Below are 25,344 nucleotides of genomic sequence, written 5' to 3'. Positions count from 1 at the left end.
CCCGGGATCGACGAGAGGAGGGTCCGGCGCAGGGAGTTGCCGAGGGTGTAGCCGAAGCCCGGCTCCAGCGGCTCGATCACGAACCGGGAGCGGAACTCGTCGACGACCTCTTCGGTCAGGGACGGACGCTGAGCAATCAGCACGGGGTGTTGCCTCCAGTGGTTGGGCGCCCGCTATGACGCCGTAGACACCACGAAGGGTACGGGCGATACGGTCTCCGGTGACCGCGCTGCACTTCCTCGTGGTGCACGGCGCCCGCAACCTCAACTGCCTCACGGGATGAGTGTTAGTGCTCGTCCCCGATGGCGTGACCCTGTATTTCGGTCCTTCGGGGTGGGCTCCTGATCGAGGTCACATCGGGGATGGTGAGGCCGGATCCCAGCCAGTGGCGAGCGCAACATAGACCATGATTGCCGGTTGGCCAAACCGGCGATGGTGACGACCATTGAAGGTGTTCCCATTCGGCTGAGCTCAGCGGGGGAGCCGTACCGGACAGGGTGGACAGAGCCGCCGGCCCATGGGAGAAGCGAACGGTCCTGTCGCCTGCTGCCCTGATGACCGCGGCGCCCTTCGCTGAAACGCAGCGGCGCCTATGCCTGCGTGGAAGTTTTCCACGCCCTCAAGGAGAGTGAGCAATTCTGTCCGTTCCGATCGAGAAGCTCCCCCCGAATACGAAGGGGCAGGTCCGTAATCGGTTTGTGGTCGATGTAGGGAGCGATCCCGCTACCGGGAAGCGCAAGCAGTTGACCCGTACCTTCGGCACGCTGAGGGAAGCGACGGTCGAGTACGCCCGCATCACGAACCGTCGCTACGAGGGGACGTTCGTCGAGCCCAACAAGATCACGGTGAACGAATGGCGCGACCAGTGGCTCGACAGGAAGGCGGATGACCTGGAAGAGAGCACCGTCTACAGCTACACGATGACCCTGGGGCGTGTCCGGGGGAAGCTTGGGCACATCCGGCTACAGGAACTGACCGAGGACCACGTCGAGGCGTGGATGAGGTGGGCGCTTGGGCAGGGCCGCGTTCGTGGTGGCAAGACGGGCACGGGCCTGGGGGTGACCTCGGTGGAGATGTCCCTGGCGCGGCTGAAGGAGGCACTGAACCGGGCAGTGGCCCGGCGCCTGGTCGCCGTGAACGTTGCCCAGGAGGTCACGATCCCTCGGAACGTACGCAAGGCGGAGCGCAGCGCCAAGGCAGTGGTGCAGCCCTGGAACGTCGAGGAGGTTCATGCCTTCGTGCGCGCGATTAAGGACGACCGCCTCTACGCCCCTTTTCTTCTCTCCCTGATGGGCCTGCGGCCGGCGGAGATCTGCGGTATGCGCTGGGCCGATGTCGACCTGGGCAGGGCCGCCCTGGCCGTTTCCAACACGCGGACCCTGATGGGGAACAAGACCGTGGTGGAGAAGGACACCAAGTCTCTCGCCGCTGAGCGGCAGCTTCCCCTGCCCGATCTGGTCAGGGAGGCGCTGACGTGTTTCAGGGCCATGCAGGTGGCCGAGAAGCTGGCGGCGGGGGAGAGGTATGAGGACAGCGGGTACGTGCTCGTGGACGAACTCGGCAGGGCGCTCAACGGGCGGCAGCTGCGTGAGCGGGTGTACAAGGTCATGGACGAACACGGGCTGCGGCGGGTGCGCTTGTACGACGCTCGCGCGAGTTGCTTCACGTACCTCGCGAACAACGGGGTGCCGGATCACCTCCTGGCCCGCTGGGCCGGGCACACCAACGTCAAGACCACGAAGCGCTGGTATGTGAAGCCGGATGTGGAGGATCTTCGTCAGGCAGCGGATACCTGGGGAGGTCTGGCGAGCGTCTCCACCCCCGCTCCTGCATAGAGTGTGAGATGTGGGAGCGTGAGCGGGTGAGTGAGAAGAACGTCGAAACCCTGCAATACCGCTTTGACGGGCCAGAACAGGCTCCGGTCCTGGTCATGGGAAACTCCCTCGGTGCTACATGGCACACGTAGGACTGGTTGGCCGCGTCGAAGAACAGGCACAGCACTCCGAAGGCGAAGACGCACACACAGTGCGGCGATATTGAGCCGGTCGAGTGCGTACAGCAGGGGGATCGCAGCGAGCAGGAGAGCCCTGCCGAGATCCATGGTGACCATCATCGGCTTGCGCCGGCAGCGGTCTACCAGTACCCCGGCCACGAGGCCGAAGAGCAGGTAGGGAGCCCAGCGGGCCGCACTGACCAGGCCTACCTCCGTGGCAGACGCGCTCAGCGTGACGGCGGTGAGGATCTGCAGGGCAAGCCCGGAGACCTGCGAGCCGAAAGCCGATACTGCGGAGGCGGTCCAGAAGCGTACGTACCCAGGGACGTCCACCAAGCGCGGCATGATCGCAGCGTACCCAGCAAGTCACCTCCGCTCAGCACCTGTTGGGTGGCTTCGGCCACGAGAACGGACGGCGTTTCGACACCGGTTCGGGAGGCACGAGGCCCCTGAGAACAGGGCGGGATGTTCACGCCAACGCCCGCGGACACCAACCGGACACCAACCGGACCGAGTTCCTCAACACCGCCTCGGCCGCATGGGCGCACCTCGGCCTCTAGCCATCCTTCTCCGGCCATCCGATGGCGCGGAAGACGGCGACGGGGTCCAGGTAGTCCCGCCAATGCGTCACCCTGCGGTCCTTGACGGTGATCACGGAGACGAAGTGGTTGTCGTAGGCACGCCCGGTGCGGACCGCCCGTCCGTGCACCGCGTACTCCAGCACGACCACGGACGTCTGGAGGTCTTGGTGGACAGCGAGTCCGTCCGCGCTGTGCAGGACCATGCCATCGCCGTAGCCGCGGTACAGGTCGGCAACCGCGCGGCGTCCCTGAACCCGGCGCGGGTAGCCGGGTACGGAGATCACGTACTCGAAGACCACGTCCTCGGCCAAGAGGTCGAAGAAGTGCTCACCCTCGACGAGGCCCGCCAGCCCCTCCCGGATGATCCGGAAGAACGGGTCCAGCGCTGCGAAGTCGGTGATGTCGGCGATGGACATGGTCACCCCGCCACCGGGGAGGTCCAGGCGTGGACGCTGCGCCGGGCGAAATCGTGGAAGGTGGCAGGCGGTCGGCCGGTGACCTTCTCGACGTCGTCGTTGGGCGTGGAGCCGTTGCCGGAGATGACGCTGCCGGTCAGCCAGCGGAGCATCACCGCGTAGTCGGCCGGGACGAGTCCGGCAGCGACCGCGTCGTCGATCCATACGTCGGGGTCGATGTCGTGGTGCGTGACAGGTCGGCCGGTCACGGCGGCGATGGTGTCGGCGACTTCGCCGACGGTGAGGGCCTGCGGGCCGGTGGGCGCGTACCGCGCGCCGGCGTGGGCGTCGGGGGCGAGCAGCGTCTCGACGGCGACCGCGGCGATGTCGGCCGCGTCGACGAAGGCTTCCCTGCCGCTGCCGGCGGGGACCGTGATCACGCCATCGACGACCGGTACGTGGGCGTCGCTGAAGTTCTGCATCACCCAGGCGGGGCGCAGGATGGAGTGAGTGATGGCTGCTCGGGCGGTGAGGTCGGCCTCGACGGCCCTGATGTCGACCTCCGGTGGCGCCTGGTCGGCGCGGTAGGTACTGAGGTACGTGACGTGGTGGACCCCGGCGGCTTCGGCGAGGTCGAGGAGGTCGGCGACCTGGTCGGCGTAGGTGACCCGCAGGACGGGCGTGACGAGGTAGAGGCGGTCGACTCCGGCGAGGGCTGCGGTATGGGTGGTCGGGTCGTCCCAGTCGAACAGCACGTCGGCGCCATGGCGCGCAGCGGTGCGGGCGCTCAGCCCCCGCTCGGCGAGCGTCCTCGCCACGAGCGAGCCGGTCCGGCCGGTGCCGCCGAGGACGAGTGTGGTCTGCGGTGATCCAGTCATGGATCAATCGTGAGAGCGCGCTACAAGTGAATCAATGCGCGTATAGCTCGTTCTTTTACGTCAGACGCTCAGGCCTTTGTACAGCGTGGTTGTCTCGCTGATACTGATCGCGTGGATGTACTGCACGATCGCCTTGCGCGGGCACGCGCCTCCGGCGCCGTCTTCGCCCGGACGGTGGCCGAGCCGCCGTGGGGGCTGCGGCTGGCCGGCTCGATCCAGCTGGCCGTGCACACCGTCGTCCGGGGCAGGGGATGGCTGTGGCTGGACGACCCCGGCAGCGCGGTGGAACTCGTGCCGGGGGAGGTGACGCTCGTCCGCGGCGGCCCCGATCACCACATCGGGCACGAGCCGGGCGCCGACTGCCTCGAACCGGAGGACTTCCGGGCCCGGCACGCCGACGACGGGAGTTCCGAGGACCCGCGGGCGACGGTCTTCCTCTGTGGCGCCTACCGGTTCTCGGGCGACATCGGCAGTGGGCTGTTGGAGGCACTGCCGCAGGTGTTGACCCTGTCAGCGGCGGTGGGCGATCCGCTGCGGGATGTGATCGCGCTGCTGTCGCACGAGCTGGCCACCTCCGAGCCCGGCCAACCCACCGTGCTGGACCGGCTCCTCGACGTTCTCCTGGTGCTCGCCATCCGCAACGACTTCCGCCACAGCCCGACCGCACCCCGCTGGTACCGGGCATCCGCGGATCCCCGGCTGAACGCCGCGCTGCAGGCCATGCACGAGAACGCCGGCCATCCCTGGTCGGTTCCCGAACTCGCCGCGATCAGCGGCCTGTCCCGCGCGGCCTTCGCACGGACCTTCCGCGACGCCCTCGGCCAGACTCCCATGCAGTACCTGACCGACTGGCGGATGGCTCTCGCCCGCGACCTCCTGCGCACCGGGGAGCTAGGCATGACCAATATCGCCCGCACTGTCGGCTACAGCTCGCCCTACGCGTTCGCGGCGGCCTTCCGGCGGCACCACGGGGAGCCTCCCGGGAGCTGGCGACAGCGGGAGTCGCTCCACGCGCAGGCACGCCTCGAGAACGATCCCCACACCCACTGACACCCGCCCGACTCTCCCCGCACCGGAACCGGTGCCTCCGAAGCGGCCGTGACCGCGCTTTCGCGTGTCGGTCACAGACTCGCGAAGAGGTCGTCGAGCGGGGCCGGTACCTGTCCGGGGTCGAGGTTCTCGACCAGGAGACGGCCGTAGCGGATCTTGCGGCCCTTCTTCGTGCCGAGGAAGCGCCGCAACTGCTGCTGCCGGGGCCGACCGTGGTGTGCGGGCTGGTGCAGGAAGGTCTGCCAGGCCCGCAGGTCCCCCTCGGCCCGGATGATCTCCTCGACGCGCGCTGTGCCCAGCGCACGGATGAGCTCGTCCTCCAGATCCGCCACGCACACGAAGAAGCCCCGGTGCGGCGCCCGGGCCCGCTCCAGGCCACGGTCGTAGAAGCGCTGCTCGCGTTCGTCGCACAGTCCTCTCAGGCGTAGGCCAAGCCCGGGTGGCCCGAGAAGACCGGCGTAACGGCCGACACTCATCGCCCCGCCCATCGGCACGACGCACACCCCTTCGGCGGCCAGGTCCCGGCCACGCCGTGCGGCCAGCGCCTCGACGGCCGCGAGGTCACTCGGTCCTTCCAGCAGCACCGCCGTCCGCAGCCCCAGTTGCACAACCAGATCATTCGCCGGTCTGCCGGGACCGCCGGCCGCCCAGCGGCTGACCGCGTCCCGGAATGCGTGTATGTCCGCCATGGAGCGAGTCTGCACTTCCACCGACCGGCACGGCACGGGAATATTCGACGGCCCCGCTCGACATGCCCGGCGCCTTTGTCACCTGGGCCATCTGGAGCCCACGGATGCGAGCCGGCCACCTACCGCTGACGATCACAGCGCCGCGCGGCGACGGCAGAGAGCAGGGTGGCTGTACATGACGATGCCCATGGTCCACGGAAGTGAGGCGCGTCACCGTTCAGGATCTGATCGTGTGGGGCGGCCGAGTTCTCGGCGATGCCGGACGGGATGCTGGACTCCCGCAGGTGGCCACGCCGCACCGTCGCCACGCTGCTCAGTCCGTCGTGTGGGGGCTGCCGGTTCGGTGGGCCAGGCCCGCTGATCCGGCTTCAGGGAACTGCCAGTTCGCCGCCATCGGCTGGTTGTGCCTTGTCGTGCCTTGGCTACGGCGATACCGCTGCGGGTGCTGAATCCTTCGTGCCCACGCCGGTCGTACGGAAGCTGGTCCGGAACGCACCAGGTGTCACACCCAGGTGTCGCACAAACGCTCTGCGGAGCGACTCGGGTGAGCCGAACCCGGTGCGCCGTGCCACTAGCGGCAGGGGGTCGTCACCCGTCTCGAGCTGTGCCTGGGCGGCTTCCAGTCTGACCTGTTCGACGTAGCGGGCCGGAGTGGTTCCCACCTCTTCGTCGAAGAGCCGGGTCACGTGACGGACGCTGACGCCTGCTCTGCGGGCCATGGCCGTGAGTGTGTGGTTCGCCCCGGGGTTCTCGGCGACGGCATCCAGGACCCGGCGGAGCATCTCCTGGCGGGTGTGCGGCGCCCGGGAGCGGACGCTGAACTGGGACTGGCCGCCCGGCCGCTGCATGAAGACGACCATGTCCTTGGCAACCGACCGGGCGACCTCCGCATCGTAGTGATCTTCGACCAGCGCCAGGGACAGGTCGATACCGGCGCTGACACCTGCCGAAGTCATCATCTGTCCGTCCCGCACGAAGATGGCGTCCGGTTGGACCCGCACGGACGGGAAGCGAGAGGCCAGTTGCCGTGAATGCCGCCAGTGCGTCGCGGCGCGACGGCCATTGAGAAGTCCGGCCGCGGCCAGCAGAAACGCTCCCGTGCACACCGATGCCGTGCAGCGGCTCTTCTCGTTCAGTCGCCGAACCGCATCCAGAAGGGCGTCGTCCTTGATCAGCGTTTCCCATTCCGGGCCGCCCGGGATCACCAGTACCTCGCACGGCTCTTGTACGTCGTCGACGGAGAGGTCGGCGCTGAGGCGGGTCCCGGCGGAGGTGATCACCTCCGCTCCGTCCTCGGATGCGATCTGTACCCGATAGCGCCCGCCGAACGCGTTCGCCGTCGTGAACACCTCGATGGGTCCGGTCACATCGAGCAGCCGCACCCCCGGAAAGACAAGCACGGTCACGATGAGCGGATCCGTTGCCGGGCGCTTGCGGTTCATCGGATGCCTCCGGGCTGTGCGCGGTGTGGACACCGGATCGACAGGGTGTTGGCGATGGCGTGCCCGTCGGGATGCAGCCGCCGCATCGCCTCAGGATCGGGGCGAGAGCCGGTCAAACGGCCCAGGCGGCGGGGTAGTTGACCCCGATTTCCCCTCGTGTGCACACTCTCGAATGTGTCCTGCGGAACGCAGCAGGGAGTGTTCTGACAGGTGCTGCGGGCTGCGGGCTGCGGGCTGCAGGCTCCCGGTTCAAGGGCCGTAACCGACCCTCGTCCGACCAGTCGTCTCATTTCCCTGTGCTCATCATGTGCCGGTGACCCGTGCCGAAGCCACGACCGGTTTGCTACCTACTGGGAGGCACAGTCTCTCAGTCCGCCTTCCGCGAACTCGTCGGAAGTGCTCAAGAGGCGGGCTGGGGTTCCTTGCGGTTCGCCGGGGCGGCCTTCTGCAGGCTGGTGCCTTCGATGTCGAGGTCGGGCAGAATCCGGTCCAGCCAGGCCGGCAGCCACCAGGCGCCCCGCCCGGCGAGGGCGAGCACCGCAGGTACGAACGTCATACGGACGGCGAAGGCGTCGATGGCCACGCCGACGGCCAGGGCGAAGGCGATGGGTTTGATCAGGGAGTCGTCCAGGGGGAAGAACCCGGCGAAGACGGTGAACATGATCAGTGCGGCCGCGGTGACGACTCGTACGCCGTGGCGCGCGCCATCGACGACCGAGCGGCGGGCCCGGCCGGTGTGGGCCCATTCCTCGCGCATCCCGGACACCAGGAACACCTCGTAGTCCATGGCGAGTCCGAACAGCACACCGATCAGGATGATCGGCAGAAAGCTGACGACGGGGCCGCTGTGGGGGACGCCGAGGACGTCGACCAGCCAGCCCCACTGGAAGACGGCGACGACCAGCCCGAGTGAGGCGCCCACCGAAAGCAGGAAGCCGACGGCGGCCTTGACGGGGATGACCAGCGAGCGGAAGACGATCATCAGCAGGATCAGGCTCAGGCCGACGATGATGGCGACGAAGGGCAGGAGGGACTCGCTGAGCCGGTTGGAGACGTCGATGTTGACCGCGGTGGTGCCGGTGACCGCGATGGTGGCGCCGGTGGTCTCATGGATGTCGGCGCCCGCCTCGCGGATGTCGCGGACGAGTTGGCCGGTGAGGACGCTGTCCGGGCCGGACGCGGGGAGGACGGTGATGACGCTCTGCGCCGGGTCGTTCGTGGGCTGGGGCGACAGGACGGCCTTGACGCTCTTGAGGGTCCGAAGCTTCTGGGCCACTTGGACTCCGGCCTGTGAACTCGCCGCACTTGTACCGTTCTTGGTCTCGGTCAGCACGAGGAGCGGACCGTTGAAACCGTCGCCGAACTTGTCGCTGATCGTGTCGTAGGCCTTGCGCTCGCTGGAGGCGTGCGGGGCGGACCCGTTGTCGGGCAGGGCCAGGCGCAGGTCCGTGGCGGGTAGGGCCAGGGTCACCAGGACGCCCGCGACGGTCAGTACCGTCAGCAACGGTTTCGCGATGACCCACTTCGTCCAGCGGGCGCCCATGGCGGTGTGTCCGGTGCCTCCCTCGGTGTCCGCAGCCCGCTTCGCGGCGCGGCTGCCGTGCTTGGGGGTGAGCCGGGAGCCGGCGAATCCCGCGATGGCGGGGACGAGGGTGATCGCGGCCAGCACGGCGATGAGTACGGCTCCGGCGGCCCCGAGCCCCATCGTGGTCAGGAACGGTATGCCGATGACGCTCAGCGCGGCGAGCGCGATGATCACGGTGGTGCCGGCGAAGACCACGGCGCTTCCGGCCGTGCCGGTGGCCAGCCCCATGGACTCCTTCGGGTCGGTTCCGCGGGCCAGTTGCTGACGGTGGCGCGACAGGATGAACAGGACGTAGTCGATGCCGACGGCCAGGCCCAGCATGAGGGCGAGCGTGACGGCCGTCGAGGAGATGCTGACTGCGGGCGCGAGAGCGAGCAGCCCGGTGAGACCGACTGCCACGCCGATCAGCGCCGGCAGCAGTGCCATGCCGGCGGCCAGCAGCGAACCGAACGTGACGACGAGGACGAGCAGGGCCACGGCCACGCCGATGATCTCCGACGGGCCGACGTGGACACCTTTGCTGCTGTAGACGGAACCGCCGACCGAGGTCTTCAGCCCGTCCTGCTCGGCCGCTTTCGCCGCGTTCTCGATCACATCGACGGATGAGGTGTGGACCTGCGCGTTCTGCACCGGGTACTGGACCTGGACGATTGCCGTGGTCCGGTCGGCCGAGACGGCACCGGAGGCGCTGGGGTCGACGACCTCACCGACCTGGGGAGCCTGCTTGGCTTCCGCCACGGTCCGAGCGATGGCCGCGGCGTACGGGGCCTCGGTGACCTGGTGGCCCCTGGGGGCGGTGAAGACGATCTGGGCGCTCGCGCCCGAGGCTTCCGGGAGGGTCTTGCTCAGGCTGTCCAGAGCACGCTGCGACTCGGTGCCGGGCACTGAGAAGCGGTCGTCGAGCTTGCCGCCGAAGATGCTGACACATGTGATGAGCGCGGCCACGACGAAGAGCCATATGCCCAGGACCAGCTTTCGGTGGCGGTAGGCGCTGTGGCCCAACCGGTGGAGCAGGACGGCCATTCGAACTCCCTAGGACGGTGGAGATCCCGCACACCCGAGCGCACGAGATGGGCGGGGGGAGAGAAGCGGAAGGAGGCAGGCCGGACTCCGGCCACGTGACGGCCTGATGTCGACGGGTGCCTTGGTCGATGACCCGACTTTATCACCTGCTCAAGTCGAGCGACCGAGTCACTCGACGGAAGCTCGGGTCACTCTCGCCGTAAGCCCGCTATGAGCCAGGGGGAACGGTGGCCGGTGCGCACGGCATGCAAGGCCGCGAACGGGCGCTGGGGCGGAGAGGGTGGCGTCGTCGTGATCGGCGCAGGATCGACCGGGCTCACCGCGGCCCGAAAGCTCGTCGCGGCAGGCAGGCCCGTGACCGTCCTGCACAGCCGCGACCGGATGGGCAGGCCTGCTCGGCCACGACCTCGGCAACGGCCAAGTCACCCGGATCGGCGGGCAGTTCATCGCCCCACCCGGGACCGCGTCCCGATGCAGGCTGAGGAAGTCGGCGTGGCGACGTGTCAGTTCGCCGTGCCCGGCAGGCGGGTCCACGTGCGTGGTCGTAAGGCCAGGCGGTTCGCCGAGAGTACGTCCCGGCGACGCCATCGATGATCAGTATCTTCCCGACGTCCGCGTACGGCGGTACGGCGTCAGCGGCGGCAGGTGAGCGCCGCGGCGCGGCACCGCTTCGGCAAACACGCCGCCATCGAACTCATGCGCAACCTCGAGTTCCAGCCGGTCCGGAGCGCGGACGGCGGGCAGGTGGCCCAACAGTGGAGGCGTAGGGAAACGACCGGGCATGCGCCCGCCGTTGTCAGTTCGCCGGTACGGACACCAGCTCCAGTCGACCGCCGGCCATGGCCACCACGGCGGACACGAAGGCCTGGAGGCAGGTGTGCTCGGCCTTCTCGTCGGGGTGCGAGAGGCGCTGCAGCGTGAGCCCGTCGAACCCGGCGAGGAAGAACCGAGCGATCGTCTGCGCGGGCTGGGCCAACTGCTGTCCGGTGCGCTCGGCCGCCTCGGTCACCAGCCGCGCCGTTACCTCGGTCACCCTTCGGTAGTGGCTCTCGAGGGCCTCGCTCAGGGCCGGGGTGCGGAGCGCGAACAAGGTCAGTTCGGTGAGGAGCTGATGGCTGGCGGGCTGCTCACGCACCGTGCGCCACAGGGCGGCGGCCAGCGTGCCGGCCGTCTCCTCGAATCCGGCGTCGGCCGGCGCGGCCCGCTCGACCTGTGCGATCAGATCCTGCGTGAGCTGCTCCATCACGGCTCGGTACAGCCCTTCCTTCGTGCCGAAGGTGTAGTGCACCGTGGCCTGGGCCACCCCCAGCTCGGCGGCGATGGCGCGAGTGCTTCCGGCCGCGACTCCTTCCCGCGTCATGAAGTCGATGGCCGCCTTGATCAGCTGGGGGCGGCGCTCGGCCGCGGGAACGTGAGCCATGAGCGCATCATATCGACTTAGTCCCATGAACAAGTCGTCCGAACAGGTCGGCCTCCGTCAGGCGCACACGGATGCCGCGATGGCGCGGCCGCTGAGGTCCGGTCCGTGGCCGCACGGGTCAGTTCACGCTGAACGGCGGGTGAATACGTTTCCTCCCACACCCGCTCCGTGAAGCGGGATGAATGAGGAGGCAGGCTCGTGAACGAAGGCCAGTTTGATACGTGTGTGATCGGGGCGGGACCTGCCGGGCTGGCGGTCGCCAGAGCTCTGGCGGAGCGGAATCTGCCGTACACGCATCTTGAGCGGCACAGCGGGCCCGGCGGTATCTGGGACATCGACAATCCCGGCAGCCCGATGTACGAGTCGGCCCATTTCATCTCCAGCAGGACCCTGTCGGGTTTCGGCGGCTTTCCGATGCCCGACCACTTCGCGGACTACCCGCCGCACCGCCAGATCCTGTCGTACCTGCGGTCCTTCGCCGACGCGTACGGGCTGACGGACCGGATCGAGTTCGGCATCGAGGTCGCAGGCGTCGAGAAGAACGCGGACGGCACCTGGACGGTCACCAGGGCCGACGGGCGGGAAAGCGTGCATGGGCAGGTCGTGGTGTGTACGGGCGCCCAGTGGCACCCCAACGTCCCCGAATTGCCGGGAGAGTTCAGCGGGGAGGTCCGGCACACCGCCGGCTATCGCAGCGCGGAGGAGCTACGGGGCAAGCGGGTCCTGGTGGTGGGCGCGGGGAACTCCGGCTGTGACATCGCGTGCGATGCGGCCCGGGCCGCGGACCACGCGGTGATCAGCATGCGACGAGGGTACTGGTTCATCCCCAAGCACCTGTTCGGCCGGCCGGTGGACACCATCGCCAACAGCGGGCCGCACCTGCCGATGTGGCTGGCGCAGCGGGTCTTCGGTGCCCTCCTGCGGATCATCAACGGCGATCCGACGCGGCTCGGGCTGCAGAAGCCGGACCACAAGCTGTTCGAGACCCACCCGGCCATCAACTCGATGCTGATCCACCACCTCCAGCACGGCGACATCGCCGCCAGGCCCGGGATCGCCCGCACCGAGGGCAGGACCGTGCGTTTCACCGACGGCACGCGCGACGACTTCGATCTCATCCTGCTGGCCACGGGCTACGTCCACAAAGTGCCGGTCGCGCAGAAGTACTTCGGTGACGAGCAACACCCGGACCTGTACCTGTCGTCGTTCTCGCGCGAGCACCAGGGCCTGTTCGGCATCGGCTTCATCGAGACCAACTCCGGTGCGTACCAGCTCTTCGACACCCAGGCGCAGCTGATCGCCGGGTACGTGCACGACGCGCGGCACCGGCTGCCGAACGCGGAGCGGTTCGCCCGCATGATCCGCGCCGACCACCCGGATCTGTCCGGCGGCCTGAAGTTCGTCGCCTCGCCCCGCCACACCGGCTATGTCGACAGCGGGGCCTTCGTGAAGTACCTGGGCAAGGTCGCGGGCGAGATGGGCTGGCGTACCGAGGGCCAGCCGCCGCCGGCACGCTCCCTGCGACGTGCGGAGGCGGCGGCATGAGCGGCTTCGACTTCTCCGACAAGGTCATGCTGGTGACCGGCGGTGCGGGCGGCATCGGCAGTGCGCTGTGCCGCCGCTTCGCATCCGGCGGCGCCCACTGCGTCATCGTCGACATCGACGGGACCCGGGCCAAGAAGGTCGCCACCGACCTGCCCGGCGCCGGGCACACGGGCATCGGGTGCGATCTGATGGACCGCGCTCAGGTGGGGCGGTTGTTCGAGCTGGTCGCCGATGTCTACGGCCGTCTCGACGTGCTCATCAACAACGTGGGCATGACCAGCGCGGAACGCTTCGACGTCCGCAGCGTCGAGAGCATCGAGCGGGAGATCGCTCTCAACCTGACCTCCCCGCTGGTCGCGACCAGGATCGCGATTCCCCTGCTGAAGGCCTCCCGGGACGCTCGGGTGGTCACCACCGTCTCCCTCGGCGGGATCTTCCCGCTCGGCGAGACCCCGATCTACACGGCCTCGAAGTTCGGGCTGCGCGGCGCGATGCTGGCGATCGGACTCGATCTGCGGAGCAAGGGCATCCTGGCCGGCTCGGTGCTGCCCTCGGCGACGGACACACGGATGCTCCGCCAGGAAGCCGTGGACGGCGGCAACTCCATGCAGTTCCAGGACCGGCCCCAGCAGCCCGCCGACGTCGTCGCGGCGGTGGTGAGCCTGCTGGACAAGCCCCGCCTGGAGGCCTATCCCCGGACCGGTGAGTCCCGTCTGGTGCGGTTCGCGATGCTCGTACCGAACCTGCTGCCCAAGATCTTCCCGCTGTTCCGCAAGCGCGGTGATCGCGGCATGGCCCGCTATCTGGAGGAACTCCGCCGACGCGGACTGGCCCGCCAGACCGACGGGCGCTGGGAATTGACGGAGGAAGCATGACCACGTACGAGACACTGCCTGTTGTCAACCCCGCCACCGGGGAGCCGATCACCACCCTGCCCGCCGCGAGCGCCGACGACGTCGCCCAGGCCGCCGCGCGGGCCCGGTCGGTCTTCGACGCCGGGGTGTGGTCGCGGCTGCCGGTCCGCAAGCGCGCGGCGGTGCTACTGCGGCTCGCCGACCTCATGGAACGCGACCTGGAGATCCTCGCCCGGCTGGACAGCCAGGACGCGGGCAAGCCGATCACCGAGTGCCGTACGGGCGACGTACCGGGCGCGATCGAGTCGATCCGCTGGTTCGCCGAGGCGGCCGACAAGGTCTTCGGCCGTCTCGCGCCGAGCGGGCCCGAAGGCCTGGGCCTCATGAGCCGGGAGCCGGTAGGGGTCGTCGCGGCGATACTGCCGTGGAACTACCCGCTCGCCATGGCCGCCTGGAAGGTCGGACCCGCCCTGGCCGCGGGTAACTGTCTGCTGGTCAAGCCCGCCGAGGCGACCCCGCGCTCGGCCCTGCACCTGGCTGCACTCGCCGCCGAGGCCGGCCTGCCCGACGGAGTGCTCACCGTGCTGCCCGGATACGGTTTCGAAGCCGGCGCGGCCCTCGCCCGTGACCCCCTCGTGGGGGCCCTCTCCTTCACCGGGTCCACCGCGACCGGTCGCCGCATCCTCAAGGACGCCGCCGAGAGCAACTTCAAGCGCGTAGCACTGGAGATGGGCGGCAAGAGCCCTCAGGTGCTCATGCCCGACGCGCTGGACTACGGGGACGAGTTGATCGGCAACATGATCGAGGCCGCGTTCTTGACGATGGGGCAGAACTGCACGGCCGGCTCCCGTGTCCTGGTTCACCGCAGCATCGCAGAGGAGGTCCTGGAGCGGTTCACAGCCGCGGCCAAGGAGCTCGTCATCGGTGATCCGGCCGACCCGCGCACGCAGATGGGGCCGCTCATCAACCGCGCCGCCTTCGACCGGGTCGCGGCAGCCGTGGAGGCCGCCCGGGCCGGCAAGGCCCAGATCCACACCGGGGGACTGCCCCACGATCTGCCTCCGCGCGGCGCCTACTACCCGCCCACCGTGATCACTCGCGCCCCCGACGGCAGTGACGTCCTCACCAAGGAGCTGTTCGGCCCTGTCGTCACCGTCCAGACCTTCACCACGGAGGACGAGGCGGTACGTATGGCCAACGCCACCGAGTACGGGCTCGCCGCATCCGTATGGACCCGCGACCTCGACAGCGCATGTCGGCTGGCACGCGGCATCGAGGCCGGTGTGATCTCCGTGAACGCCTACAGCGAGGGCGACATCACCACCCCCTTCGGAGGCTGGAAGCAGTCCGGATTCGGTGGCGTGGAGAAGTCCACCAACGCCTTCGAGCAGTGGACCAGGGAGAAGACGGTCTGGATCCGCACCCGTTGATCTCCGGCTCAGAGGCGATCCGTACGCATCTGCTCGCGCAGGTGGACCGGGGAGGTGCCGTGCCAGCGGCGTACCGCGCGGCGCAGCGCGCGTTCGTCGGAGAACCCCGCCCGGCGTGCGATGTCGCGCAGCGTCAGTTCCGGGCGGAGCAGCAGCTGTTCGACGCGTTCCCGGCGTACTCCCTCGACGAGTGCCTCGTACGTCGTGCCGCAGTCGGCCAGTCGGCGACGGAGCGTCCGCTCGCTCGTCGTGTGCCGCCGTGCCTGCTCGGCGAACGAGGGGACCACCGGGAGGCTCTGGGCGACGGAGATCTCCAGAACCTCCAGCAGGTCCTGCTGGTCGCGGCGTGAGGCCATCTGCGCGTCGAGCATCTCCAGAGTCGACGCGTAGGTCACCGGATCCCGGCCGGGCATCCGGGCACGGGCCCACGCGGGGGCGATGACCATGCGGTTGGCCGGGGCGCCGAAGCGGACCGGACAGCCGAACAGGGCACTGAACAGGTCGCTCCGGCGCGGCGGCGGGCAGGCGAACTCCACCACTCTCGGTGCGAAGGCCGGGCCGACGGCCAGCCGGGACAGGGTGACCACGGAGGCGAGCCCCTCCTCGATCAAGAAGATGGCGACGGCTGGGTCCATGGCCGGATCGGGGAGTTCGGCACGCAGCACGAAGGCCTCGTCTTCCTCGCCGATACCGGCCGACCACACCACCATCGCCCCGGACAGGTTCTGGTACTTCACTCCTGTCTCGATGGCGTGCCGCAGTGTGTCGTCGGCCATCAGGGCGAAGCCGAGCAGGCCCCATGCGGTCAGGTGTTGTGCCGCTCCCACCTTCATCCCCAGATGCTCGTCCCCGGTGAGCTCCAGCGCACGACGAATTGCCGCGCTGCCCTGCCGGTACGACACCCTCAGCGCGGCGGAGCGCATGACTGTCTCGTCCAGCCCGACCTGCACCAGCAGGGGCCGCAGATCGACGCCGCGCTCGTCGGCGACCGTGACGAGATAGCGCAGGATGTTCGGCTGGATCGTCGCCGATGTGCTGCGGCTGGTCCCCGGAGGGTTCGCGGGGCCGGGGGCAAGGGACATCGCACTCACCTTCTCCTGGGCGACCACTGTAGGCAGCCGGACATCACTGGCCGCACCCGCTGGCCCCCGAAGTCCCCTGTACGGCCCTTGGCGTCCTGCGCTCGCGTTCCGCGCCTGACTACGTTTTCCGCAACCTGGCCGCATTGGTCGGCCGGCCATCCCGCGCACACAGGAAACAAAGGAACAACAACATCATGTCCTTTGACGCATCGCCCCGGGCGGGCTTCGGGCATCCAGTCTCCAAGGCCGGCGCCCGAAGGGTCGTCACGATCGCGTTCGCCGCGCAGGGTCTCTCCGTCGCCGCCGTGTACACGACTGTTCCCGCCGTCACCGAGCGCCTGGGACTGGCTCCACTCCTGACGACCACATTGATGATCGCGGTGGCGCTGACGGCAGGGGGCGGCAGCTTCCTGGGGCTGGCCGCGATCCGCCGTGCCGGTCCGGTGGCCACGATGCGCTGGGCCATGCTGGCGGCGGCCGCCGCGCTGACGCTGATCGGCTGGGCTCCCGGACAGGCTGCCGTCATCTGCGCGTACATCCTCTTCGGGCTCGCTGTCGGTGCCCTCGATGTCGCAGTCAACACCCGGGCCGCGACGGTCGAACGCGCCTACGGCCGCAGTGTTTTCGGCTCCTTCTACACGGCATGGAGCGTGGGTGGCGTGGTTGCGGCACTGCTCACCGCCGGGGTGGCTCGGCTGGAGTGGCCCGTGCCCGACGGCCTGGCCCTGCAGGCAGGCATCGTCCTGTTGCTCGCCGCCGCTATGCGCACACACGCCCTCCTCGCCCCCGACGGGCCCTCGGACGCTGTCGCGCAGGCGTCGCTCGGGCGCAGTCTTTGGGTCCGGCTCATTCCGTTCGGCCTGGTTCTCCTGGTCGTCTACGTGGTCGAATCCACCGTTTCGGCCTGGTCGGCTGTCTACCTTCGGCAGACACTCGCCGCCTCCCTCACGGTCGCGCCGCTGGCGTACGCGGCCTACCAGACCGGCACGGTCATCGGCCGAGCCGCTGCGGATCGGCTCGTACAGAAGCTCGGAGCGGTCGCCGTCGTCCGCACTGCCGTCCTGCTGGCCGCGGGCGCCCTGGCAGCTCTGGCCGCCGCGCCGAGCTGGCCGTTCGCTGTTCTCGCGGCCGGGACGGTGGGCCTGGGGACGTCCGTCCTGGCTCCACTGTGCCTGGCCTCCGCCGCACGGCTCAGTCCCACAGCCTCGGAGGCGGTCCTGGCACGACTGAACCTCTTCAACTACGTCGGAGTCGTCACCGGCGGCGCCCTCAGCGGACTCCTCGGCTCCACCGGCCACTTCCGTCTCGCCTACGCGGTACCGGCCGCCCTTGTGCTCCTTCCCCTCGCCGCCGCCCGCCATTTCACCCGGCCTTCGGGCTCGGCCCGTTTGGAGAACCTTCCCCAAAGGCTGTGAGGGGTCGATGCGGGCGCCGCCCAGTGACCACCCGAGGACGCCCGCCTGCGCCAGGCCGAGGGCCTCGATGAACACGATGGCGCCCTGGGCGAGTCCCTCCAGAGAGTCGCGCGGCTCGCCGGTGGTGTGGCCGATGCCGACGTTGTCGAAGACGATCACGTCGTGGTCGGCGGCGAGGCGGTCCAGGAACTCCGGGTCCCCGCCAGTCGAAGGTGGCGCGGAAGCGGTGCAGCAGGACCAGCGGGGTGCTGCCCTGGGGGCCCGACCGCCGGTAGGTGAAGGTCGAGGAGGGACCCTCCACGATGAGGTCCTCGGTCTCGTCGGCCAGATACGTGCTGAGTTCCTCCACCACCACGCCGTTCTGCATTCCGCGCACCCCCGTGTGATCGATTCGGTCAGCGGCGTACGAAAGAACCGCCGAGCTCGTTCCGGCCTGCCGACACCCCGGCCTGGGCTCCACCGGGACCCTGCGCGCCCGGCCGGCCCACCCCGATGTACCGAGGACTGTTCGCAAGCATGAATAGGAATCACGTACCCATCTATTGACGCGTTCATAGCAAGCGCTTACGGTCCTCTGCGAGAACACAGAAAGCGCTTTCCCTTGCACGGCACCCCTGGTCACGGACGAACCTGGAGGCAGAACGATGCAAGTGAGACCCGTCATCGCGTGTGTCAGCCTGCTGGCCGGCGCGCTCGTCGCGCTGTCCGGCACCCCGGCCCAGGCCGCGAGCATCACCCAGTACGTGTCGCCGAGCGGCACCGACAGCGCGGCCGGCACGCAGTCCGCCCCGACGACGCTCGCCACGGCGATCAGCCGCATCGCATCCGGCGGCGCCATCTACCTGCGCGGCGGGACGTACAACTACTCCTCGACGATCACGATCCCGGCGGGCAACAACGGCACCTCGAGCGCCCGCACCACCCTGTCCGCCTATCCGGGCGAGACCCCAGTGCTGAACTTCTCGGCGCAGAGCGAAAGCTCGTCGAACCGCGGGCTCCAACTGAACGCCAACTACTGGCACCTGTACGGCATCACCGTCCAACGCGCCGGCGACAACGGCATCTACGTCGGCGGCAGCAACAACGTCATCGAGCGGACGGTAACCGCGTACAACCGCGACACGGGACTGCAGCTGGGCCGGATCTCCTCCAGCACCCCCAGCAGCCAGTGGCCGTCGAACAACCTGATCGTGAGCTCGGAGTCGCACGACAACGCCGACTCCGACGGTGAGGACGCCGACGGCTTTGCCGCGAAGCTCACCACCGGCACCGGGAACGTCTTCCGTTACGACGTCTCCCACAACAACATTGACGACGGCTGGGACCTGTACACGAAGACCGACACCGGCGCGATCGGCCCGGTGACCATCGAGTACTCCCTGTCCTACAAGAACGGGACGCTGAGCGACGGCACCGTGAACTCCAACGGCGACCGCAACGGCTACAAGCTCGGCGGCGACGACATCGCGGTCAACCATGTGGTCCAGCACGACATCGCCTACGGCAACGGTCACCACGGATTCACGTACAACAGCAACCCGGGCACGATGACGATCTCGAACAACGCGAGCGTCGACAACGCGCAACGCAATTTCTCCTTCGACGCGGGCACTTCGGTCTTCCGGACCAACACTTCGTGCCGCTTCGGCGTCAGCGGCTCGAACGACAAGACCGTCGGTGACGCCGACAGCTCGAACCAGTTCTGGACCGGCACGAACGGTTCCCGCTGCTCTTCCTACAGCGGCGCCCTGGGCTGGTCCTTCGCTTCGGACGGGCACCTCGCCGTGACCTTCGGCGGCAAGGTCGTGACGCCGTAACCACGACAGAGGCGGGGCTGGGCGCTCGCGTTCCGCAGCCGCGCGAACGACGTGCGAACACCCACCTGTCGCGCGTGCTGCAACGCCGTGTCCTCCAGAGCCGGACGCGCCTGAGGGGCCGGCACATTGAGCCGGCCCCTCAGGCCTTTCAGCTCACTTCGTTCGGCGTGATTCTGCGTCATGCTGGTTGCGCGTCGGGCGAGTTGGTCGAGCGGATGGTGCCGGACAGGGTATGGCAGCTGTTTCAGGGGGTTGTGCCGCCGACTCCGGTGCGACCACAGGGGGGATCGCTGACGGCACGACGATCGGGGGGTCCTGGCGGCGATCGTGTTCGTCGCCACGTCAGGCTGGACGTGGAACCGGCTTCCGCCCGGCTTTGGCCCATCGGGCGTGACCACGTTCCGCCGGTTCGCCGAGTGGTCGCAGGCTCGCGTGCGGGCCAAGTTCCATCGCCTGATCCTCGACGAACTCGGCAGTCAGGGTGAGCTGGACTGGTCGCGGTGCCCGATCGAGTCCGTGAGCCTCCAGGCGGTCAAAGGTGGCCTCTGAGCGGACCGAATCCGACCGACCGTGGCAAGAGCGGATGGAAATCCCTCTCGTCGTCGATCGTCGCGGCCTGCCCATCTCGCTGGGAACATCCGCGGCCAACACCCATGACAACCAAGCCCTGCCGGCGCTCGTGCAAGGCATCCCACCGATCCGCTCACGCGACGCCGACGCCCGGTCAAGCTGCACGCGCACAAGGGATACGACTACCTCCACCTGCGACGATGGTTACGCACGCGGGGCATCGTCCCTCGCATTGCTCGCCGCGGCATCGAGATCTCCACGCACCTGGGGCCACCACCGCTGGGGCGTCGAACGCACCATCGCGTGGCTCACCGGCTGTCGGCGCCCGCACCGTCTCTACGCGCCCAAGCGCGACCACTTCCCGGCCTTCACCGTGATCGCAGCCACCCTCATCTGCTACCGCCGACTCCCCAAATGGAGGAGTCTGTTAGCCCCTCAGGGAGAAAGCATCCGTCCAGGTCATCGTCAGGACTCCGTCGGGCAACCTCCGCGAGGACGGGAACGACCCGCACGCGGCGGCGTGCCCATGGATCGTATGCGGACAACCCTCGCCCAGGCAGGGACGATTGCACGGTTCCGGACGCCGTGGCCGCAATGCAAGCACATGCTCAGGCTGGGACACCTGTCAGCGTGCCTGGCTTGGAACTCCCGATCAGCGCACTCGAGCCTGTCCGGCGGATCATGTGACTACTAGGCTGCGACGATGGAACCCTTGACCGACGTGCCCGAGAGCTTCGCCCAGCCTGCAGATCCGGCCCAGGCGAATGACTACGACAGCTTCGCCGAGGCGTACTCGGCGGAAACCGAGAACAACCTTGTGAACGCGTACTACGCGCGGCCCGCGATGTTGGCCCTCGCCGGAGACGTGGCCGGCCGCCGGATTCTGGACGCCGGTTGCGGCTCGGGCCCCCTGTCCGCTGCACTGCGCGACCGCGGTGCAGTCGTCACCGGCATCGACGCAAGCGCCGGGATGCTGGCGTTGGCAAGGCGGCGGCTCGGTGACGACGTAGCCCTGCACGTGGTCGACCTGAGCGACCGCCTGCCGTTCGACGATGGTGCGTTCGACGACGTGGTCGCGTCGCTGGTGCTGCACTACCTGGAGGACTGGGGGCCGACGCTGGCCGAGTTGCGGCGAGTGCTCAGGCCCGGCGGCCGGCTGATCGCGTCTGTGGAACACCCTTTCGTGGCCTACACGTTCCAGGATCCTCGGCCCGACTACTTTGCGACCACCAGCTATACCTTCGACTGGAAGATCAACGGGCAGTCCGTCCCGATGAGGTTCTGGCGCAAGCCGTTGCACGCGATGACCGATGCCTTCACCACGGCCGGCTTCCGCCTTGCCGTCATCAGCGAGCCGCAGCCCGACCCGGCCGCCCGTGAACTGTTCCCCGACGACTTCCATGACCTTTCGACCAAAACCTGCTTCCTGTTCTTCGTCGTCGAGGTACCGCCGTCGGCCACCGGCTCGGACCACTAACCAGTCGCGGATCACGAGCGGAGCCAGAGTCGGATCGGGGCGACGATGACGGTGCCGTGGAAGACGTAGGCGCGTTGGTCGAACCTCGTGGCCACAGCCCGGTAGTTCTGACGGCCTCAAGAACCGTCCTCGGCCGGCCGCCACACCGTGATGCCCTGATTGTGCGCGACCACGTTGAAGGGCGACTCCTCGGGCCCTGTCTCGGTCACGACGGTGAACTCCTCACCCGGACGCATCCAGTGATCGATGCCCCATGGCTCGACCCGCAGGCAGACAAGTTCTGGCGGGCGGCACCCGTCGCCGACGGCTGGGCGGACCGCGTCGGCCTGCGCCGGTTCTTCCCGCTGCCGGTGCTCGCAGTGCTGTTCGGCCGTGGCTACGCGGAACAGGCCCTGAAAACGGCTCGGGCGGCGTTCGCGCGCTGAGCGCGGGCACCGCCCGGAGCGACGTCAAGGGCGAGGAAAGCGAAGGGGCTTATGGCATTTAAGCCGCTTTCACGGCGGAGGAGAAGGAAGCCCTTTCATGGCCTCGCCGCAGGCGATGCTATCAGTCGGCTCGAGCCCAAGTCGTATGCGTTTTCCGGAGTGATGACCGTCGGCGCACACGAAAACTGGGAGGCGCCGCGCGGGCGGCACCTCCCAGTCGAAGCCGACGGCGAGGAAAGCGAAAGAACTTGTTTCAGGAAAGGAGTTGAGAAGGAAGCCCCTTCATGGCCTCGCCATGGGCAACGCTAGCACTCAGCCCGGGATCAAGTCGCGCAGATTTTCGAGGGTGATGACTCGGGAGTCCGGGTGCAGCCCTTCGGGACGTTCGAGACCGATGTACATCACGGGCTCGTCCGGGACCGGCTCGCCGTCCCACAGATCCACGGCCGTGGCGTCCTCGGACATCAGGTCGATCAGGTACCGCACCGTCAGATACTCGCGCTCTGCGATGGCGCGCACCACCTTGGACACTGACACCTGGTTCTCCTCGACCCGGTTGGCCGACGAGATGCCCTTCAGATACAGGTGCAGCCACTTCGCGCGCCACCGGCCGTCGTCCTCGCGCCGGAACACCAGCGGCAGCGCCACTCGACCGACCCCGCGCAGCTCCGACTTCATCCGCACCGTGCGAGGCTCGAACGGCCGGCCCTTCTGTTCACCGTCGCGCAGCATGAAGCCGAAGAACGACTCCTCGACCTCTTCGAAGCTCTCGCCGGCGTAGATGTTGACCTGCGGAACGATGAATGTGCTGCGTACCCGGTCCAGGGACAGGTTGATGAATTCCGAGGCCCCGTCGGGCGCCTCGGTGACATCGCCCGAGTGCCGGCCGCCGACAGCCTTGAGGGAGGTGTAGGAGAGCCAGGAGTCGGTGCTGTAGTCGGCGTGGAGAAGCAGCGCCGAGAGGTCGTAGTCGGTCCGGTTCTCGGTCTGCTTCCAGTACACGAAGAAGCGCAGCTGTTCGCCGTCGACCGCCGAGACCGAACCTCGCGGCAGTACGCCGAGTCCGGCCGCGGTCGCCCTGCCGCTGAGCGGGAGCGCCACGTCGAGGACATCGGGGTCGAGCAGAAGCCGACCCGGCGCCGGGAGCCTGCGGCGCATCTCGGCGTCGAGGGCGGCGATCAGACGATCGCGGTCGGCGGCCGGGATGGTCGGCCGGTAGTCGGGGGTCACCCAGCCGCGGCCCCGGCGGTTGACGAAGATGCGGGGTGCGTCGGTCTCTCGCTCCCGGTTGTGGAAGTGCTCGCGGACCGAAAGCACTACCCGGCCGGAGACTTCGGGAGCGACCCGCACCGCGGCGGCCACCACCGCGTCACGCTCCTCCTGGTCGGCGGCGATGCGCAGCAGGAGGTCCAAGGCGCGGAACAGCTTGCCGGGAGCGGACTGCAACAGCTGCACCGCTCCGAGGACGTCGAACTCGTCGAGCAGCTTCTCGACACGGCTGTCGAAGGACCGCGCCTCCTTCTCGCCCCGCGCTACGGCGAACACATCGGCGGCGTGCGGCCAGCGCGGGTACTCGTGCGGGTGGAGACGCTCACCGAGCCGCTTGAAGGGCTCACGGTGCGCGTGCACATCGGCCAGCTTGGCGGGGTTCGCCGCAACCACGGCGTCGAGGCCCGCCAGCAGCGCACGGCGGGTCGGCCGCGAGAGTGCCCGAAACCGGGTCGGCTCCTGCAGTGTCACGTCGCCGCCCGACAGCGCGCAGGCCAGCCGCAGCACATCAGTGACGGTGTCCAGCAGGAGGTCCGCGCCGACAGCGAGACGGGCCTCGTTGACGACCGCCCGGTTCTCCCGGACCGGGATCGACTCCGGCTGGGGGCCGAGCGCGCACCGCTCGGCGAGGGTCTTGAGGTCGCGCAGGTGGTCCTCGCCCAGTGGCGTCGTGCTGCCCGCCAAGGCCAGGTACAGGTCCGTCAGTTCGTCGTCCAGGTCCCGCCCGAGGTGCAGGACGGTCACCCGGTCGCCCGCCGAGGCGATCAGCTCGTCCTGCGCCGCGAGCATCTCCTCGTAGGTGTGCTGGTAGCGGCCGTACGTGGGGAGGCTGAGCAGGTCCAGCACCCCGTGTGCCAGCTGCGTCAGCACGTTCTCGCGCGACTTGTCGTCGCCGAGCGCCTTCGTCACACACCGCATCCAGAACTCTTCGGTGTCCGGCACGTTCGCTGGAAAGTCGATGAAGTACGAGTTGTGCCGGACGTGGTCGCCCACCATCTCGTTCACGGTGCGCAGCGTCCGCTTGGCAGTGTGCAGGACCGCGGCCTCGGACAGCCCCGACAGCCGCTCCAGTAGCTCCGCCGAGAGCTTGAAGCCCACGGATGTCAGCGCCGCATCGAACTGTCGTGCGGCGGTGGCTCCTTCCCCGGCGGAGCCCTTGGGAGAGGAAAGGCGGTGAGTGTGCCGGATGACCAGCGATTCGAGACTGTGCGCCATTCGGGGATGATCGCAGAGGTGTGCGAGCCGGCGCACAGGAGTTTCTTGTCCGCGCTCCGACGCCGTGATCACACCGGCCACAGGAGAGGGTGACGGTCTGCTGGCGTGAGAGCAGTCCGGCGACGGCTTGGAAAGCTGTTTGTCAGCCGGCTCGGCAGAATTCGCGGCATCGAACTCACCTCAACGCGCGGCGACTCCACCAACCGGCCCGGCAACGTTACGAACCGGTTCGGTCGGATCCGTTCCGAGGAGATGTCGCCGATGCCGCGGATGGCGTCACTCGGTTTCGGCGGCGAATTGGTCGGTGCCCAGCACGGTGAGCAGGGCGAGTTTCTCGTGGCTCTCCGTGCCCGGGGTGGCGGTGAATATGAGAAGCGACTGGCCCTGGTCCGGTTCGAGCAGGAGTTGGCAGTACAGGTCCAGCTGTCCGACCTGGGGGTGGACGAACCGTTTGGTCTCGCTCCACCGCAGGCCCACCTCGTGGCGCTCCCACAACCGGGCGAACTCGTCGCTGCTGCGCAGCAGGATGTCCGCCAGGTTCGCCGCGGGGGAGCCGGGCCCGTCGCGCGTGACAGCCGCGCGCAGCAGCGCGGCGTTGGTCCGGCTGTTGTCGTCGTACTGCTCGGGGTGGTACCGCTCGCGGGCGGCCGGATCGGTGAACCATCGGTACGTCGCGCTGCGGGCGTTGCCGGTGTACTGGGTCTGCTCGCCGAGCAGTGCCACCGCGGACGGCGTCTGCAGCAACGTCTCGCCCAGCGGGCTCATGACCTGCGCGGTGGTGCCGGCCAAGCCGTCCATGACCCGCATCAGCCCGGGGCTCACGTGGTGAAGCCGTAGGTCACGGCGGGCGGTGCGGTAGCCGGCGAGCAGGAACAGGTGATCGCGCTCGTCCGGGGTCAGCCGCAGGCCGCGGGCGATGGCCGCGACCATCTGCTCGGAGGGTTGTGGCCCGTCGCCGCGTTCCAGCCGGGCGAAGTAGTCGGCGGACATGGTGCACAACCCCGCCACCTCCTCGCGGCGCAGGCCCGGAGCGCGTCGGCGTTGTCCGCGGCGCAACCCGACGTCCTCCGGTTGCAGCGCCGTGCGGCGGGTGCGCAGGAAGGCACCCAGGGACGAGCGGTCGAACGTATGGTCCATGGTCCCCATCGTTGGCCATCCGGCGCGGCTTATCCACGACCTGCGAGTCAGT

Annotated in this window: 21 protein-coding genes and 5 pseudogenes; 14 read left to right on the top strand and 12 right to left on the bottom strand. The window is 68.6% G+C overall.

What is annotated here, in order from left to right; all coding sequences use genetic code 11:
* Positions 1-143, bottom strand: a pseudogene (locus tag ACFZDJ_RS52530) (DNA-directed RNA polymerase subunit alpha); the annotation flags it as partial.
* Positions 144-743: 600 nt separating this feature from the next.
* Between ACFZDJ_RS52530 and ACFZDJ_RS52525 the strand changes: the two are divergent.
* Both ACFZDJ_RS52525 and ACFZDJ_RS52520 read left to right on the top strand, forming a co-directional pair.
* Positions 744-1,835 (top strand): tyrosine-type recombinase/integrase, encoded by a 1,092-nt coding sequence (locus ACFZDJ_RS52525; RefSeq protein WP_391070204.1) that lies wholly within the window; start codon positions 744-746, stop codon positions 1,833-1,835.
* An 8-nt stretch (positions 1,836-1,843) separates the two neighbouring features.
* A pseudogene (locus tag ACFZDJ_RS52520) lies at positions 1,844-1,960 on the top strand (3-oxoadipate enol-lactone hydrolase); the annotation flags it as partial.
* Here ACFZDJ_RS52520 and ACFZDJ_RS52515 read toward each other — a convergent pair.
* The 3 genes and pseudogenes from ACFZDJ_RS52515 to ACFZDJ_RS52505 form a co-directional block, all read right to left on the bottom strand.
* A pseudogene (locus ACFZDJ_RS52515) lies at positions 1,939-2,338 on the bottom strand (MFS transporter); the annotation flags it as partial. The pseudogenes ACFZDJ_RS52520 and ACFZDJ_RS52515 overlap by 22 nt on opposite strands.
* 211 nt (positions 2,339-2,549) lie before the next feature.
* Positions 2,550-2,990 (bottom strand): nuclear transport factor 2 family protein, encoded by a 441-nt coding sequence (locus ACFZDJ_RS52510; protein ID WP_391070202.1) that lies wholly within the window; start codon positions 2,988-2,990, stop codon positions 2,550-2,552.
* 2 nt (positions 2,991-2,992) lie between these two features.
* Positions 2,993-3,847 carry an NmrA family NAD(P)-binding protein gene (locus ACFZDJ_RS52505; RefSeq protein WP_391070200.1) on the bottom strand — a complete coding sequence of 285 codons (855 nt, stop codon included), beginning with the start codon at positions 3,845-3,847 and terminating at the stop codon, positions 2,993-2,995.
* A 111-nt stretch (positions 3,848-3,958) separates the two neighbouring features.
* Here ACFZDJ_RS52505 and ACFZDJ_RS52500 point away from each other — a divergent pair, with 111 nt between their 5' ends.
* Positions 3,959-4,897 carry a cupin domain-containing protein gene (locus tag ACFZDJ_RS52500; protein ID WP_390938788.1) on the top strand — a complete coding sequence of 313 codons (939 nt, stop codon included), beginning with the start codon at positions 3,959-3,961 and terminating at the stop codon, positions 4,895-4,897.
* A 71-nt stretch (positions 4,898-4,968) separates the two neighbouring features.
* On the opposite strand, the gene ACFZDJ_RS52495 is transcribed toward ACFZDJ_RS52500, so the two are convergent.
* The 3 genes from ACFZDJ_RS52495 to ACFZDJ_RS52485 all read right to left on the bottom strand — a co-directional run bounded on the left by ACFZDJ_RS52495 (position 4,969) and on the right by ACFZDJ_RS52485 (position 9,636).
* Complete coding sequence (locus tag ACFZDJ_RS52495; RefSeq protein ID WP_390938790.1) at positions 4,969-5,586, bottom strand: TOPRIM nucleotidyl transferase/hydrolase domain-containing protein; 618 nt, start codon at positions 5,584-5,586, stop codon at positions 4,969-4,971.
* A 422-nt stretch (positions 5,587-6,008) separates the two neighbouring features.
* Entirely contained in the window at positions 6,009-7,028 is a 1,020-nt protein-coding gene (locus ACFZDJ_RS52490; protein ID WP_391070198.1) for a DJ-1/PfpI family protein, read from the bottom strand.
* 400 nt (positions 7,029-7,428) lie between these two features.
* Positions 7,429-9,636 (bottom strand): MMPL family transporter, encoded by a 2,208-nt coding sequence (locus ACFZDJ_RS52485; protein WP_391070196.1) that lies wholly within the window; start codon positions 9,634-9,636, stop codon positions 7,429-7,431.
* 210 nt (positions 9,637-9,846) lie between these two features.
* On the opposite strand from ACFZDJ_RS52485, the gene ACFZDJ_RS52480 reads away from it, so the two are divergent.
* Positions 9,847-10,230, top strand: a complete 384-nt coding sequence (locus ACFZDJ_RS52480; protein ID WP_391070194.1) for an NAD-binding protein — start codon at positions 9,847-9,849, stop codon at positions 10,228-10,230.
* Between the two features lie 202 nt (positions 10,231-10,432).
* On the opposite strand, the gene ACFZDJ_RS52475 is transcribed toward ACFZDJ_RS52480, so the two are convergent.
* Entirely contained in the window at positions 10,433-11,056 is a 624-nt protein-coding gene (locus ACFZDJ_RS52475; RefSeq protein WP_391070192.1) for a TetR family transcriptional regulator, read from the bottom strand.
* 198 nt (positions 11,057-11,254) lie between these two features.
* Between ACFZDJ_RS52475 and ACFZDJ_RS52470 the strand changes: the two genes are divergently transcribed.
* From ACFZDJ_RS52470 to ACFZDJ_RS52460, 3 genes are read left to right on the top strand one after another with little or no spacing between them, the layout of a single operon-like run.
* Positions 11,255-12,601 carry an NAD(P)-binding domain-containing protein gene (locus tag ACFZDJ_RS52470; RefSeq protein ID WP_391070190.1) on the top strand — a complete coding sequence of 449 codons (1,347 nt, stop codon included), beginning with the start codon at positions 11,255-11,257 and terminating at the stop codon, positions 12,599-12,601.
* Positions 12,598-13,476 carry an SDR family NAD(P)-dependent oxidoreductase gene (locus tag ACFZDJ_RS52465; RefSeq protein WP_168515754.1) on the top strand — a complete coding sequence of 293 codons (879 nt, stop codon included), beginning with the start codon at positions 12,598-12,600 and terminating at the stop codon, positions 13,474-13,476. Before ACFZDJ_RS52470 ends, ACFZDJ_RS52465 begins: the two co-directional genes overlap by 4 nt.
* Complete coding sequence (locus ACFZDJ_RS52460) at positions 13,473-14,885, top strand: aldehyde dehydrogenase family protein (protein WP_391070188.1); 1,413 nt, start codon at positions 13,473-13,475, stop codon at positions 14,883-14,885. Before ACFZDJ_RS52465 ends, ACFZDJ_RS52460 begins: the two co-directional genes overlap by 4 nt.
* Positions 14,886-14,893: 8 nt before the next feature.
* On the opposite strand, the gene ACFZDJ_RS52455 is transcribed toward ACFZDJ_RS52460, so the two are convergent.
* A complete protein-coding gene (locus ACFZDJ_RS52455; protein ID WP_390938804.1) occupies positions 14,894-15,967 on the bottom strand; it encodes an AraC family transcriptional regulator ligand-binding domain-containing protein in 1,074 nt (357 codons plus the stop codon).
* A gap of 194 nt (positions 15,968-16,161) precedes the next feature.
* Here ACFZDJ_RS52455 and ACFZDJ_RS52450 point away from each other — a divergent pair, with 194 nt between their 5' ends.
* From ACFZDJ_RS52450 to ACFZDJ_RS52425, 6 genes and pseudogenes are all read left to right on the top strand, one after another.
* Positions 16,162-17,382, top strand: a complete 1,221-nt coding sequence (locus ACFZDJ_RS52450; RefSeq protein WP_391070186.1) for an MFS transporter — start codon at positions 16,162-16,164, stop codon at positions 17,380-17,382.
* Between the two features lie 644 nt (positions 17,383-18,026).
* The gene (locus ACFZDJ_RS52445) at positions 18,027-19,199 is read left to right on the top strand and encodes a right-handed parallel beta-helix repeat-containing protein (protein WP_391070184.1); all 1,173 of its coding nucleotides are present in this window, start codon (positions 18,027-18,029) and stop codon (positions 19,197-19,199) included.
* Between the two features lie 327 nt (positions 19,200-19,526).
* Positions 19,527-19,586, top strand: a pseudogene (locus ACFZDJ_RS52440) (hypothetical protein); the annotation flags it as partial.
* Between the two features lie 3 nt (positions 19,587-19,589).
* Positions 19,590-19,748, top strand: coding sequence for a hypothetical protein (locus tag ACFZDJ_RS52435; RefSeq protein WP_391070209.1), 159 nt, complete (start codon positions 19,590-19,592; stop codon positions 19,746-19,748).
* Positions 19,749-19,782: 34 nt separating this feature from the next.
* Entirely contained in the window at positions 19,783-20,463 is a 681-nt protein-coding gene (locus ACFZDJ_RS52430) for a hypothetical protein (protein WP_391070183.1), read from the top strand.
* 9 nt (positions 20,464-20,472) lie between these two features.
* A complete protein-coding gene (locus ACFZDJ_RS52425) occupies positions 20,473-21,246 on the top strand; it encodes a methyltransferase domain-containing protein (protein ID WP_391070181.1) in 774 nt (257 codons plus the stop codon).
* A gap of 11 nt (positions 21,247-21,257) precedes the next feature.
* Here the strand turns inward: ACFZDJ_RS52425 and ACFZDJ_RS52420 are convergent.
* Positions 21,258-21,356: pseudogene (locus ACFZDJ_RS52420) on the bottom strand (IS5/IS1182 family transposase); the annotation flags it as partial.
* A gap of 129 nt (positions 21,357-21,485) precedes the next feature.
* On the opposite strand from ACFZDJ_RS52420, the gene ACFZDJ_RS52415 reads away from it, so the two are divergent.
* A complete protein-coding gene (locus ACFZDJ_RS52415) occupies positions 21,486-21,671 on the top strand; it encodes a hypothetical protein (protein WP_391070179.1) in 186 nt (61 codons plus the stop codon).
* A 312-nt stretch (positions 21,672-21,983) separates the two neighbouring features.
* On the opposite strand, the gene ACFZDJ_RS52410 is transcribed toward ACFZDJ_RS52415, so the two are convergent.
* Positions 21,984-24,155, bottom strand: coding sequence for a hypothetical protein (locus tag ACFZDJ_RS52410; RefSeq protein ID WP_391070178.1), 2,172 nt, complete (start codon positions 24,153-24,155; stop codon positions 21,984-21,986).
* A gap of 276 nt (positions 24,156-24,431) precedes the next feature.
* On the bottom strand, positions 24,432-25,301 hold the full coding sequence (locus tag ACFZDJ_RS52405) for a helix-turn-helix domain-containing protein (RefSeq protein ID WP_391070176.1): 870 nt from the start codon (positions 25,299-25,301) through the stop codon (positions 24,432-24,434).
* Positions 25,302-25,344 lie beyond the last annotated feature (43 nt).

It is taken from the genome of Streptomyces sp. NPDC007896 (assembly GCF_042959425.1).
Classification (GTDB): domain Bacteria; phylum Actinomycetota; class Actinomycetes; order Streptomycetales; family Streptomycetaceae; genus Streptomyces.
This window is presented reverse-complemented; position numbering and strand designations above follow the sequence as displayed.